The organism is Pseudomonas sp. VD-NE ins, assembly GCF_031882575.1.
In the GTDB taxonomy this organism is placed as follows: domain Bacteria; phylum Pseudomonadota; class Gammaproteobacteria; order Pseudomonadales; family Pseudomonadaceae; genus Aquipseudomonas; species Aquipseudomonas fluorescens_BZ.
The window spans coordinates 4,861,320-4,873,726 of sequence record NZ_CP134772.1 but is presented as its reverse complement, the minus strand read 5'-3'; the positions used below and the strand labels follow the sequence as shown (position 1 = coordinate 4,873,726).

Sequence of the window (12,407 nt, the reverse complement as noted above, 5' to 3'; positions counted from 1 at the left end):
TGCTCGCGAATGCAGACGCCACAAATCAAAACGGCCTCCCATTGCGGAGGCCGTTTTGCATTCAGCGCATGCGGTTTTTCTTGCGCCGCGCCCATTGCCGCGCCACCCACCAGCGCCAATACATCATCACAATGCAGTAGGCGAGGGCGCCGAGTACCAGTCCCACCACCACCGAGCCGAGCAGAAACGGCTGCCACAACGTCGACAACTCGCCGCTGATCCACTCCCAGGTCAACTCGTCCGGCAGATGCCGGGCAGGCACATCCATCAAAAACGCGCCGGCCTGATACGTGCAGAAGAACACCGCCGGCATGGTGATCGGGTTGGTCAGCCACACCAGACTGACCGCAATCGGCATGTTCCCCCGCACCGTGACGGCGAGAGCGGCGGCCACCAGCATCTGCGCCGGAATCGGCAGGAACGCGGCGAACAGGCCGACCGCCATCGCCCGGGCGACCGAGTGACGATTGAGATGCCAGAGGTTCGGGTCATGCAGCAACTTGCCGAGAAAGCGTAAGGATTTGTGTTCCCTGATGCTCGTCGGGTCGGGCATGTAACGTTTGAATAAGCGCCGGGGCATAAGGCTTCTCGGTCGGTTAAGGCGGCAAGTATGTCTGGATTCTACGAAGCGCCCATTCAGACTTTGTGACAATTGTTGACGACGTCCGTGCCCGACACCCGCTATGCCTAAGTACGGGACTCTCAAGGACGGGCTTATGCGCACAGGGATGATGGCGCTGGCAGTCGGTCTGCTGGCCCCGGTTTTTATGCCGGCATTACCGCCGGTCTGGTTGATGCTGTTGCTGCCGGTGGCGGCTTTGATGTTGCTGCCGTTTCGCAGCTATCCGTTGGCGTTTTTGCTGTTGGGTTTCACTTGGGCCAGCGTCGGTGCGCAATGGGCGTTGAATGATTGTTTGCCGACTGAACTGGATGGCGAAACCCGCTGGCTCGAAGGACGGGTCGTCGGTTTGCCGCAGAACAGCGACGGCGTGGTGCGTTTCGAACTGGCTGATGCGCGCTCGCGTCACGAAGAACTGCCATCGCTGGTGCGGCTTGCCTGGTACGGCGGGCCACCGGTCAACAGCGGCGAGCGTTGGCGATTGGCGGTCAAACTCAAGCGTGCGGCTGGTTTACGCAATCCGGACGCTTTCGATTATGAGGCGTGGCTGCTGGCGCAACGCATCGGCGCCACCGGCACGATCAAGGACGGCCAACGTCTGAGCGAAGCGCGCTGGGCCTGGCGCGACAGTATTCGTCAGCGTTTGCTGAGCGTGGATGCGCAGGGGCGAAGCGGCGCACTGGCGGCGCTGGTGCTGGGCGACGGTTCGGGACTCAGTCGTGAGGATTGGCAGATTCTGCAGGACACCGGCACCGTGCACTTGCTGGTGATTTCCGGTCAGCACATCGGGTTGCTGGCGGCGGTGATGTACATGCTGGTCGCCGGATTGGCCCGTTTTGGCCTGTGGCCGCTGCGCTGGCCCTGGCTGCCGTGGGCCTGTGGTCTGGCATTTGCGGCGGCGCTCGGTTATGGCCTGCTCGCCGGATTCGACGTGCCGGTACAGCGCGCCTGCGTGATGGTCGGTCTGGTGCTGTTGTGGCGCCTGCGCTTTCTTCATCTCGGTGCGTGGTGGCCGTTGTTGCTGGCGTTCAATGCGGTGCTCTTGCTCGATCCGCTGGCCAGTCTGCGCCCCGGTTTCTGGTTGTCCTTTACGGCTGTTGCAGTGTTGATCTTCACATTTGGCGGTCGACTGGGCGCGTGGCGTTGGTGGCAAACCTGGACGCGGGCGCAGTGGTTGATTGCCATCGGTTTATGCCCGGTACTGATTGCGCTGAACCTGCCGATCAGTTTGAGCGGGCCACTGGCAAATTTGCTCGCGGTGCCTTGGATCAGTCTGGTGGCGCTGCCGCCGGCACTCCTCGGGACTTTATTGCTGCCAGTGCCGTATGTCGGCGAAGGACTGCTGTGGCTGGCCGGCGGCTTGATCGATTGGCTGTTTCGCACACTGGCGCTGATTGCCGGGCAATGGCCTGCATGGACAGCGCCGTCGATATCGAGCTGGGTGTGGATTCTCGGCAGTCTCGGTGCCTTGCTGTTGCTATTGCCCCGCGGCGTGCCGCTGCGCCCACTGGGCTGGCCGTTGCTGCTGATTCTAGTGGTACCGCCGCGCGAGCGATTGGACGAGGGATTGGCCGATGTTTGGCAGATCGATGTCGGGCAGGGCCTGGCAATCCTGATCCGAACCCGGCATCACACGCTGCTCTACGACGCCGGCCCGCGTTTTGGCGATTTCGATCTCGGTGAACGCGTGGTGCTACCGGCCTTGCGCAAACTCAGCGTGGACAATCTCGATCTGATGCTGCTCAGTCACGCCGACGCCGATCATGCCGGCGGTGCGCTGGCGATTGCGCGGGGTATGCCGGTCGCGCGGGTACTCAGCGGCGATCCGCCGGGGCTACCTGCTGAATTGAATGCTGAAGCCTGCGAGAGCGGCCAGCAATGGCAATGGGACGGCGTGCGTTTTCAACTGTGGATGTGGGCGGACGCCCAGGACAGTAACCAGCGCTCCTGCGTGTTGCAGATCGAGGCCAATGGCGAGCGACTGCTGCTGACCGGCGATATCGATGTCCATGCCGAGCGCGTTCTGCTCGACAGTCCTTTGGCCGTGCCGACGCAATGGCTGCAAGCGCCCCATCATGGCAGCCGCAGTTCGTCATCCATGGCGCTGCTCAAGGCGCTAAAGCCTGAGTCCGTGCTGATCTCCCGAGGCCACGGCAATTCCTTCGGCCATCCACACCCGACCGTGCTGGCGCGTTATCGCAAACAAGGCCTGCGCATCTATGACAGCGCCGAGCAGGGCGCCATTCAGCTACAACTGGGTCGCTTCCAAGCGCCGTGGACGATGCGTCATCAGCGGCGTTTCTGGCGTGATCCGCCCGCACTGGCCCGCTGATCGGGACGTGGGGCAATGGGGCGTCACGGTCGTCGGGGCGGCGGGTCTTAATCATCAATCGGTATGGTAAAGTGGCGCACTTTTTCGAGGGGACTGTCACTGTGTGGGAATTGGTCAAATCCGGCGGCTGGATGATGTTGCCGATCATTCTGAGCTCCATCGCGGCCATGGCGATTGTCGCCGAACGCCTGTGGACCCTGCGCGCCAGTCGCGTCACCCCCGAGCATCTGCTGGGCCAGGTCTGGGTCTGGATCAAGGACAAGCAGCTCAATAAAGAAAAACTCAAGGAGTTGCGCGCCAATTCGCCGCTGGGGGAAATCCTCGCCGCCGGTCTGGCCAACTCCAAGCATGGTCGCGAGATCATGAAAGAGTGCATCGAAGAGGCCGCCGCCCGGGTCATTCACGAACTCGAGCGCTACGTTAACGCGCTAGGCACGATTGCCGCCATGTCGCCGTTGCTCGGTCTGCTGGGCACCGTGTTAGGCATGATCGACATTTTCAGCGCCTTCACTGGCTCAGGCATGACCACCAACGCCTCGGTATTGGCCGGTGGTATTTCCAAAGCGCTGATCACCACCGCTGCGGGCCTGATGGTCGGTATTCCGGCGGTGTTCTTCCACCGCTTCCTGCAACGCCGCATCGATGAATTGGTGGTGGGCATGGAGCAGGAAGCGATCAAACTGGTTGAAGTGGTGCAGGGCGATCGTGACGTCGACCTGGCCGAGGGCCGCGCGTGAAATTCCGTCGCAAGCCTCGGGAAACCATCGACATCAACCTCGCGTCGCTGATCGACGTGGTGTTTATTCTGCTGCTGTTTTTCGTCGTGACCACCACGTTCACTCGCGAAACCCAGCTGCGCGTCGATTTGCCGGAAGCGGTCAGTGGCTCACCCGCCGAAGACCAGCAGCTCAAGCAGATCGACGTGGCCATCAGCGCTGAAGGCGTATTTTCGGTGAACAACAAGATTCTGCCGAAGAACGACCTGGCGACCCTGATGGAAGCCATGCAGAAAGAGTCCAACGGTGATACCAACATGCCGTTGTCGATCAGTGCTGACGGCAAGACGCAGCATCAATCCGTGATCACCGCCATGGACGCGGCCGGCAAGCTCGGTTTCAGCCATCTGCGAATGACCACGGTCGAGGCGGCGCCCAAATCCTGATGAGCCTGTCCGATCGCTTGCTCACCGCGTGGTATCAGGGGCATCCGGCCCTGACGCTGCTGCGGCCGCTGGAGTTGTTGTACCGCCGCGTGGTGATCAACAAACGCCAACGTTTTCTCGACGGTGAAGGCGATATCTATCAGCCGTCGGTGCCGTTGATCGTGGTCGGCAACATCACCGTGGGGGGCACCGGCAAGACGCCGATGATTCTCTGGCTGATCGAACATTGCCGGCGCAGCGGCTTGCGCGTCGGCGTGGTCAGTCGTGGTTACGGTGCCAAACCGCCGCAACTGCCATGGCGTGTTGAGGCCGAGCAAACCGCTGACATTGCCGGTGACGAACCGTTGCTGATCGTCCAGCGCACCGGTGTGCCGCTGATGATCGATCCGGATCGCAGCGCCGCCGTCAAAGCCTTGCTCGCCAGCGAACCGCTGGATCTGATCCTCTCCGATGACGGTATGCAGCATTACCGTCTGGCGCGGGATCTGGAGCTGGTGCTGATCGACGCCGCTCGCGGTCTCGGTAACAAACGCTGCTTGCCGGCGGGGCCGTTGCGTGAGCCGATCGAACGTCTGCAAAGTGTCGACGGCATCCTGTTCAATGGCGCGACTGAAGACCGTGATGACGGTTTCGCTTTCCGTCTGCAACCGACGGCACTGGTCAATCTGCGCAGCGGCGAGCGTAAACCCCTTGATCACTTTCCCGCTGGCCAGGCCGTGCACGCCGTCGCCGGGATCGGCAATCCGCAACGTTTCTTCAATACCCTCGAAGCGCTAGACTGGCGAGCAGTGCCGCACGCGTTTGCCGACCACGCCGAATACAGCGTGCAGGCCTTGAATTTCACACCGTCATTGCCATTGGTGATGACCGAAAAGGACGCGGTGAAGTGCCGTGCCTTCGCAGCTGCCGACTGGTGGTATCTGGCTGTTGATGCGCTGCCGTCGCCGGCCTTTGTGGCCTGGTTCGACACGCAGTTGATGCGCCTGTTGCCGGATCGTCTTTTGCCTTAACTCTTTACTCAGGGAATGTTCATGGACACCAAATTGCTCGACATCCTCGCGTGCCCGATCTGCAAAGGCCCGCTCAAGCTCAGCGCCGACAAGACCGAGTTGATCAGCAAGGGCGCCGGTCTGGCGTACCCGATCCGCGACGGCATCCCGGTGATGCTCGAAAGCGAAGCCCGTACCTTGACCACTGACGAGCGTCTGGATAAATGACCACCGCCTTCACCGTTGTCATCCCGTCGCGTTTCGCCTCGACCCGTTTGCCGGGCAAACCGCTGCTGGATATCGCCGGCAAGCCGATGATCCAGCACGTCTGGGAACAGGCGAGCAAAAGCAGCGCCAGCCGTGTGGTCGTCGCGACGGACGATGCGCGCATCGTCGAGGCCTGCCAGGCCTTTGGCGCCGAAGTCGTGCTGACCCGTGAAGACCACAATTCCGGTACTGACCGTCTGGCTGAAGTCGCAGCAAAACTGGGCCTTGAGCCCGACGCGATCGTGGTCAACGTGCAGGGCGACGAGCCGCTGATTCCGCCGAGCGTGATCGATCAGGTCGCCGCCAATCTGGCTGCCCACACCGAAGCGCGCATGGCCACTCTGGCGGAGCCGATCGAAGACGTAGATACCCTGTTCAATCCGAACGTGGTCAAGGTCGTCAGCGACCTCAACGGTCTGGCGCTGACCTTCAGCCGTGCCACTTTGCCTTGGGCGCGTGATGCCTTTGCCAAAAGCCGCGAGCAATTGCCCGAAGGCGTGCCGTACCGTCGTCACATCGGCATTTATGCCTACCGCGCCGGTTTCCTCCATGACTTCGTGAGCTGGGGCCCGTGCTGGCTGGAAAACACTGAATCCCTCGAGCAACTGCGTGCCCTGTGGCACGGCGTGCGGATTCATGTCGCCGATGCGCTGATCGCACCGCCAACGGGCGTCGACACTGCCGAAGACCTTGAGCGCGTTCGTCGCCTGCTGGGGGCCTGATGCGCGTTTTGTTTGTGTGCTTGGGCAACATTTGCCGTTCGCCCACGGCCGAAGGCGTATTGCGCCACAAACTGCGTGAAGCGGGGCTGGCGGATCAGGTCGAAGTGGCTTCCGCCGGCACCGGTGACTGGCACGTCGGCAATCCGCCGGACAAGCGCAGTCAGGCCGCCGCCAAGGTGCGCGGTTATGACCTGTCGGCGCAACGCGCGCAGCAGGTCAGCCGCGCCGACTTCGCCAGTTATGACCTGATTCTGGCCATGGACAACAGCAACCTGCGCAATCTCAAGGCATTGCAGCCGTCCACCGGCAAAGCCGAGCTGGATCTGTTTCTGCGTCGTTATGCCGGGGTGGTTGATGAAGTGCCGGATCCGTATTACGACGGCGATCAGGGTTTCGAGCAGGTGCTGGATCTGATCGAAGCCGCTTGTGAAAAATTGTTGATCGAAGTGAAGGGCCGGTTATGAGTTTGCAGGTGCAACCGCAGGTTTCCCTGAAACCGTTCAACAGTTTTGGCGTAGATGTGCGCGCGCAACTGTTCGCCGAAGCCCACAGCGATGCCGATGTCCGTGAAGCGCTGGCGTATGCCTCCGCGCACGACGTGCCGTTGCTGGTGATCGGTGGTGGCAGCAATTTGCTGTTGACTGCCGACATTGCGGCGTTGGTGCTGCGCATGGCCACCCGTGGCATCCGCGTGATCAGCGATGACGGCGACCGTGTGGTGATCGAAGCTGAAGCCGGCGAGCCTTGGCATCCGTTTGTTCAGCACACGCTGGCGCTGGGTTTTTCCGGACTGGAAAACCTCAGCCTGATTCCCGGCACCGTAGGCGCTGCGCCAATGCAGAACATCGGTGCCTACGGTGTCGAGATCAAGGATGTATTTGCCGGGCTCACCGCGCTGGATTGCCAGACTGGTGAGCTGCGCGACTTCACACTCGATGAATGCAACTTCGCCTACCGCGACAGCCTGTTCAAGCAGCAGCCTGGGCGTTGGTTGATTCTGCGCGTGCGTTTTACCCTCGACCGCGTCGCGCATCTGCATCTGGAATACGGCCCGGTGCGTCAGCGCCTGACCGAGCAGGGCATCGAGCAGCCGACGCCGACCGATGTCAGTCGCGCGATTTGCAGCATCCGCAGTGAAAAACTGCCGGACCCTGCGGTGCTTGGCAATGCCGGCAGCTTCTTCAAAAATCCGCTGGTGTCGGCGGCCATCGTCGCGCAGATCAAAGAACAGCACCCGGATGTGGTGGCCTATGCGCAACCGGACGGGCAGATGAAACTGGCGGCGGGTTGGCTGATCGAGCGTGCCGGCTGGAAAGGCTTCCGCGAGGCCGATGCCGGCGTACATAAATTGCAGGCGCTGGTGCTGGTCAACTACGGCGCGGCAACCGGGCTGCAACTGCTCGATCTGGCGCAACGCATCCAGAAAGACATTGCCGAACGTTTCAATGTCGAGCTGGAAATGGAGCCCAATCGGTATTGAAGCAGCGGCGAGCTTCAAACTTCTAGCGGCAAGCTACAATCTTGAGCGTGAGCCAGCTACTGCTTTTACTTGCAGCTTGTAGCTAAAAGCTCGTAATTGAAAAGCCCTGTCTCAGCAGGGCTTTTTCGTTAATGTTGGGTTAACTTAGCGAGCTAACGATAACCGTCATTTGCTCCACCAAAGGCCCGGTGCAGACCTTCGCGTCGGCACAAGAGAGCCTGATTAGCCTGAGTCGATCTGCGTGAACCACCGCCGATTCAACGGCGGCAGATTGCTCGACCCCATAACCACTAAAAATATGCGGGCGTGCCCATGATTACCCTGAAACTCAACGGTCAAGACCATCCCCTCGATGTCACTGAAGACATGCCGCTGTTGTGGGCGATTCGTGATGTCGCCGGTTACAACGGCACTAAATTCGGTTGCGGCATGGGCCTGTGCGGCGCCTGCACCATTCACATTGACGGTTTGCCGGCGCGCAGTTGCATCACGCCGATCGGTTCGGTGGTTGGCCAGAACGTCACCACCATCGACAACCTGCACGCCGACCCGGTGGGTCAGGTGGTCCAGCAAGCCTGGCTGGACAGTGCTGTAGCGCAATGCGGGTTCTGTCAGGGCGGGCAGATCATGTCGGCCACCGCGTTGCTCAAGACCAACCCGAATCCGAGCGACGAGCAAATCGAAGAAGCCATGGTCGGCAACATTTGTCGCTGCGGCACCTACAACCGAATCAAAATCGCTATTCGTCAGGCTTCCACTCACTTGAAGGAGGCCAAGGCATGAGTCGCCTTCCGAATGATTTCGCCCTGAGCAATCTCAGCCGTCGCGGTTTCCTCAAAGGCGTCGGCGCCACCGGTGCGCTGGTACTGGCCGCCAGTTGGGGTTGGCAGGATGCGTTGGCTGAAGACAAACCTAAGCAATTCGGCGCCGATGGCATGCCTAACGGCTGGATCGATGATCCGAAGGTCTACGTCAGCATCGCCGCTGATGGCACGGTGACCGTGGTGTGCAACCGCTCCGAGATGGGCCAGGGCGTGCGCACCAGTCTGACCATGGTCGTCGCCGATGAGCTGGAGGCCGATTGGGCCCACGTCAAAGTGCAACAGGCGCCGGGCGATGAAGTGCGTTTCGGTAACCAGGACACCGACGGTTCGCGCAGCATGCGCCATTGGTATGAGCCGATGCGGCGTTGCGGTGCGGCGGCGCGGACCATGCTTGAACAAGCCGCCGCTGCGCAGTGGAAAGTGCCGGTCGGCGAATGCCAGGCGCAGTTGCACAAAGTCATCCATAAATCGTCCGGCCGTGAGCTGGGTTATGGCGAACTGGCCGCTGCCGCGAGTGCGTTGGCGGTGCCGGCACGGGACAGCCTGCGCCTCAAGCAGCCGTCGGAATTCCGCTACATCGGCAAGGAAGGTACCAAAGCCATCGATGGCGACGACATCGTCAACGGTCGCGCGGTATACGGCGCGGACGTGCATTTCGACGGCATGCTGTACGCCACCATTGCCCGTCCGGCGGTGTACGGCGGCAAGGTCAAATCGGTGGATGACAGCGCCGCGCTGAAAGTCCCCGGCGTGCTCAAAGTGCTGCAGATCGAAAGTCGTCCGCTGCCTTCGGAGTTTCAGCCGTTGGGTGGCGTGGCAGTCGTCGCCAGCAATACCTGGGCAGCGATCAAGGGTCGCGAGGCGTTGAAAATCGAATGGGATGACGGCCCTAACGCCAGTTACGACTCGATCGCCTATCGCAAGGAGCTGGAAGCCGCCTCGCTCAAGCCCGGCAAAGTGGTGCGCAACACCGGCGATATCGACAAGGCCCTGAACGGCGCCGCGAGTACGCTCGAAGCTTCCTACTATTTACCGCATCTCGCCCAGGCCCCCATGGAGCCAATGGTCGCCATCGCCCGTTACAAGGACGGCGTTTGCGAAGCCTGGGCACCGAGTCAGGCACCACAAGTCACCCGCGAACGAATCGGCGAGCGCCTTGGTTTGCCGTTCGACAACGTCACCTTTAATGTCACGCTGCTCGGCGGTGGTTTTGGGCGCAAATCCAAGCCGGATTTCGTCGTCGAAGCGGCGATCCTCGCCAAAGAATTCCCCGGCAAAGCCGTGCGGGTGCAGTGGACGCGTGAAGATGACATCCACAACTCGTATTTCCATACTGTGTCCGCCGAATACCTCAAGGCGGGCGTGGGCAAGGACGGCATGCCCTCCGGCTGGTTGCATCGCACCGTGGCGCCGAGCATCACTGCGTTGTTCGCGCCGGGCATGAACCATGAAGCGGCATTCGAGCTGGGCATGGGTTTCACCAACATGGCCTATGCGATTCCCAACGTGCGCCTGGAAAACCCCGAAGCGACCGTGCACACGCGGGTCGGCTGGTATCGCTCGGTGTCGAACATTCCCCATGGTTTCGCGATTCAGAGCTTTGTCGATGAACTGGCGCACAAGGCTGGCGAGGATCCGCTCAAGTACCAAGTCAAACTGCTCGGCCCTGACCGGCAGATCGACCCGCGCACGCTGAGCGAAGAGTGGAACTACGGCGAATCGCCCGAGCGTTACCCGATCGATACCGGGCGCATGCGCACCGTGCTGGAAACTGCCGCGAAGGCCGCCGGTTGGGGGCGAAAATTGCCCAAGGGCCGTGGTCTGGGGTTGGCGGTGCATTACAGCTTCGTCACTTATGTGGCGGCGGTGATCGAAGTCGAGGTCAAAGACGACGGCACGCTGATCGTGCATAAGGCCGATATCGCCGTGGATTGCGGGCCGCAGATCAACCCTGAGCGCATTCGCTCGCAGTTCGAAGGCGCTTGTGTGATGGGCCTCGGTAATGCCGTGCTGGGGGAAATCAGCTTCAAGGACGGCATGGTTCAGCAGGACAACTTCCATATGTATGAAGTAGCGCGCATGTCGCTGGCACCGAAGGAAGTCGCGGTGCATTTGGTTACACCGCCGGGCGATGTGCCGTTGGGCGGTGTCGGCGAACCGGGCGTGCCACCGATTGCTCCGGCCTTGTGTAACGCGATCTTCGCCGCCACCGGCAAGCGCATTCGCAATCTGCCGGTGCGTTATCAGTTGCAGGGCTGGCAGAAGGCAGAGGCGTAATGGACAGCGTTGACCTCAACGTCTTGCGCAGCGTCCTTGAATGGCGCCGCGGCGGACAGCGGGTGGTGCTGTTCAGCGTGGTGCAGACCTGGGGCACCGCGCCCCGCGCTCCAGGCGCCATGTTGGCGTTGCGTGAGGATGGCGTGGTGATCGGTTCGGTGTCGGGCGGGTGCGTCGAGGATGACTTGATCGCCCGCCTGCACGACGGACGCATCGCCACCGATGGGCCGCCGGTGCAGTTGATCACTTATGGCGTCACGCGAGAGGAGGCGGCGCGGTTTGGCTTGCCTTGTGGCGGTACGTTGCGCCTGACTGAAGAGCGCGTCGGCGACCCTGCGTGGGTTGCCGAATTACTGGCTCGTTGTGAGGCTCACGAGATCGTTGCTCGCGAATTGAACATCGAAACCGGCGAAGTGCTTCTGTCACCGGCGAGCAAAAGCGATGCGCTGGAATTCGACGGTAAAACCCTGCGTGCGATCTACGGTCCGCGTTGGCGGCTGCTGTTGATCGGTGCCGGCCAGTTGTCGCGCTACGTCGCGGACATGGCACGGCTGCTGGATTTCGAAGTGCTGATCTGCGATCCGCGTACCGAGTTTGTCTACGGTTGGGAAGAGCACCACGGGCGTTTCGTCCCGGGTATGCCGGATGACGCGGTGCTGAGTATCCAGACCGATGAGCGCACGGCGATTGTCGCGCTGACTCACGACCCGCGTCTGGATGATATGGCGTTGCTGACGGCGCTGGATTCGCCAGCCTTCTATGTTGGTGCGCTCGGCTCTCGGGTCAACAGTCAGAAACGTCGGGAGAATCTGGCTCAGCTAGGCTTGTCGGTACAGGCGATCGATCGACTGCACGGGCCGATCGGTCTGCACATCGGCAGTCATTCACCGGCGGAAATTGCCTTGTCCTTGCTGGCAGAGATCGTCGCGATCAAGAACGGTGTCGAGTTGAAGCAGAAGAAAACACTGGAGGACGCATGAGTCGATCCATTGCAGTGATTGTGCTGGCAGCGGGCGAGGGCAATCGCTTTCGCCAAGTGGCGGGTGCGGACAAGGACAAGTTGCTGGCGGACTGCACCGGGCGTGATGGCGCGGTGCGTTCGGTGATCGAGCAGGTGTTGGTGAATCTGCCGGCCGGTCTTGATAAGCGCGTCATGGTGACGACTGAGGCGCGGCCGCAGGCAATGCGCATGGCGCAGGCTTATGGCTGTGAGGTTGTGTCGATCGATTCGACCGGAATGGGTGACAGCATTGCCGCCGGCGTTGCGGCTTGTCCGGATGCCGATGGCTGGTTGATTGTGCTGGGGGATATGCCGTTTATCTTGCCGTCGAGTATTGAGCGGGTGGTTGCGGCGATTGCTGACGATGCGGTGAGCGTGCCGGTGCAGGGTGGCGAGTTTGGTCATCCGGTGGGGTTTGGGCGGTCGTTTGGTTTGGGGTTGCAGGCGTTGAGTGGTGATCGTGGGGCCAGGCCTTTGTTCAAGCAGGGCAGGGTGGTGGAGATCGCCGTCGATGATCCAGGCGTTCTGTGGGATATCGATGTGCCTGAGGCTTTGGTTTTTACTTCGTCTTGAGGTTTGTGTGAATTCCTTAGAGCCCTCACCCTAGCCCTCTCCCAGCGGGAGAGGGGACTGACCGAGGTGTTCTTTCGAGGTACACCAACCTGAAACTTCGAGTCGAACTCCGGCTTTGACGCACACGGAGATCGGCTCCCTTTCCCCCTCGCCCCGTGGGGA

General features: G+C 61.3%; 13 protein-coding genes. 12 read left to right on the top strand and 1 reads right to left on the bottom strand.

Going from position 1 to position 12,407, the window contains the following annotated elements; genetic code table 11:
* Window positions 1-61 precede the first annotated feature (61 nt).
* Entirely contained in the window at window positions 62-580 is a 519-nt protein-coding gene (locus RMV17_RS21700; RefSeq protein ID WP_034155370.1) for a DUF2062 domain-containing protein, read from the bottom strand.
* A 136-nt stretch (window positions 581-716) separates the two neighbouring features.
* Here RMV17_RS21700 and RMV17_RS21695 point away from each other — a divergent pair, with 136 nt between their 5' ends.
* The 12 genes from RMV17_RS21695 to RMV17_RS21640 all read left to right on the top strand — a co-directional run bounded on the left by RMV17_RS21695 (window position 717) and on the right by RMV17_RS21640 (window position 12,245).
* Complete coding sequence (locus tag RMV17_RS21695; RefSeq protein WP_311882466.1) at window positions 717-2,951, top strand: DNA internalization-related competence protein ComEC/Rec2; 2,235 nt, start codon at window positions 717-719, stop codon at window positions 2,949-2,951.
* Between the two features lie 101 nt (window positions 2,952-3,052).
* A complete protein-coding gene (locus tag RMV17_RS21690; RefSeq protein ID WP_007908216.1) occupies window positions 3,053-3,688 on the top strand; it encodes a MotA/TolQ/ExbB proton channel family protein in 636 nt (211 codons plus the stop codon).
* The gene (locus tag RMV17_RS21685; protein ID WP_007908223.1) at window positions 3,685-4,113 is read left to right on the top strand and encodes an ExbD/TolR family protein; all 429 of its coding nucleotides are present in this window, start codon (window positions 3,685-3,687) and stop codon (window positions 4,111-4,113) included. Before RMV17_RS21690 ends, RMV17_RS21685 begins: the two co-directional genes overlap by 4 nt.
* Window positions 4,113-5,123 carry a tetraacyldisaccharide 4'-kinase gene (lpxK, locus tag RMV17_RS21680; protein WP_311882461.1) on the top strand — a complete coding sequence of 337 codons (1,011 nt, stop codon included), beginning with the start codon at window positions 4,113-4,115 and terminating at the stop codon, window positions 5,121-5,123. The genes RMV17_RS21685 and lpxK overlap by 1 nt, the downstream gene beginning before the upstream one ends.
* 21 nt (window positions 5,124-5,144) lie before the next feature.
* A complete protein-coding gene (locus RMV17_RS21675; RefSeq protein WP_003174668.1) occupies window positions 5,145-5,330 on the top strand; it encodes a Trm112 family protein in 186 nt (61 codons plus the stop codon).
* A complete protein-coding gene (kdsB, locus tag RMV17_RS21670) occupies window positions 5,327-6,091 on the top strand; it encodes a 3-deoxy-manno-octulosonate cytidylyltransferase (RefSeq protein WP_034155367.1) in 765 nt (254 codons plus the stop codon). Before RMV17_RS21675 ends, kdsB begins: the two co-directional genes overlap by 4 nt.
* The gene (locus RMV17_RS21665) at window positions 6,091-6,555 is read left to right on the top strand and encodes a low molecular weight protein-tyrosine-phosphatase (RefSeq protein ID WP_311882458.1); all 465 of its coding nucleotides are present in this window, start codon (window positions 6,091-6,093) and stop codon (window positions 6,553-6,555) included. Before kdsB ends, RMV17_RS21665 begins: the two co-directional genes overlap by 1 nt.
* A complete protein-coding gene (murB, locus tag RMV17_RS21660; protein WP_311882456.1) occupies window positions 6,552-7,571 on the top strand; it encodes a UDP-N-acetylmuramate dehydrogenase in 1,020 nt (339 codons plus the stop codon). The genes RMV17_RS21665 and murB overlap by 4 nt, the downstream gene beginning before the upstream one ends.
* Window positions 7,572-7,883: 312 nt before the next feature.
* The gene (locus RMV17_RS21655; RefSeq protein WP_311882454.1) at window positions 7,884-8,354 is read left to right on the top strand and encodes a 2Fe-2S iron-sulfur cluster-binding protein; all 471 of its coding nucleotides are present in this window, start codon (window positions 7,884-7,886) and stop codon (window positions 8,352-8,354) included.
* Window positions 8,351-10,672 (top strand): xanthine dehydrogenase family protein molybdopterin-binding subunit, encoded by a 2,322-nt coding sequence (locus tag RMV17_RS21650; protein ID WP_311882452.1) that lies wholly within the window; start codon window positions 8,351-8,353, stop codon window positions 10,670-10,672. Before RMV17_RS21655 ends, RMV17_RS21650 begins: the two co-directional genes overlap by 4 nt.
* Complete coding sequence (locus RMV17_RS21645; protein ID WP_311882450.1) at window positions 10,672-11,652, top strand: XdhC family protein; 981 nt, start codon at window positions 10,672-10,674, stop codon at window positions 11,650-11,652. Before RMV17_RS21650 ends, RMV17_RS21645 begins: the two co-directional genes overlap by 1 nt.
* Window positions 11,649-12,245, top strand: a complete 597-nt coding sequence (locus tag RMV17_RS21640; protein WP_311882448.1) for a nucleotidyltransferase family protein — start codon at window positions 11,649-11,651, stop codon at window positions 12,243-12,245. Before RMV17_RS21645 ends, RMV17_RS21640 begins: the two co-directional genes overlap by 4 nt.
* Window positions 12,246-12,407: the final 162 nt, after the last annotated feature.

Bases quoted from the DNA above. Each gene is read 5' to 3' on its own strand.
- RMV17_RS21700 (WP_034155370.1), bottom strand. From the start codon at position 580: ATGCCCCGGCGCTTATTCAAACGTTACATGCCCGACCCGACGAGCATC.
- RMV17_RS21695 (WP_311882466.1), top strand. From the start codon at position 717: ATGCGCACAGGGATGATGGCGCTGGCAGTCGGTCTGCTGGCCCCGGTT.
- lpxK (WP_311882461.1), top strand. From the start codon at position 4,113: ATGAGCCTGTCCGATCGCTTGCTCACCGCGTGGTATCAGGGGCATCCG.
- RMV17_RS21675 (WP_003174668.1), top strand. From the start codon at position 5,145: ATGGACACCAAATTGCTCGACATCCTCGCGTGCCCGATCTGCAAAGGC.
- kdsB (WP_034155367.1), top strand. From the start codon at position 5,327: ATGACCACCGCCTTCACCGTTGTCATCCCGTCGCGTTTCGCCTCGACC.
- RMV17_RS21665 (WP_311882458.1), top strand. From the start codon at position 6,091: ATGCGCGTTTTGTTTGTGTGCTTGGGCAACATTTGCCGTTCGCCCACG.
- murB (WP_311882456.1), top strand. From the start codon at position 6,552: ATGAGTTTGCAGGTGCAACCGCAGGTTTCCCTGAAACCGTTCAACAGT.
- RMV17_RS21655 (WP_311882454.1), top strand. From the start codon at position 7,884: ATGATTACCCTGAAACTCAACGGTCAAGACCATCCCCTCGATGTCACT.
- RMV17_RS21650 (WP_311882452.1), top strand. From the start codon at position 8,351: ATGAGTCGCCTTCCGAATGATTTCGCCCTGAGCAATCTCAGCCGTCGC.
- RMV17_RS21645 (WP_311882450.1), top strand. From the start codon at position 10,672: ATGGACAGCGTTGACCTCAACGTCTTGCGCAGCGTCCTTGAATGGCGC.
- RMV17_RS21640 (WP_311882448.1), top strand. From the start codon at position 11,649: ATGAGTCGATCCATTGCAGTGATTGTGCTGGCAGCGGGCGAGGGCAAT.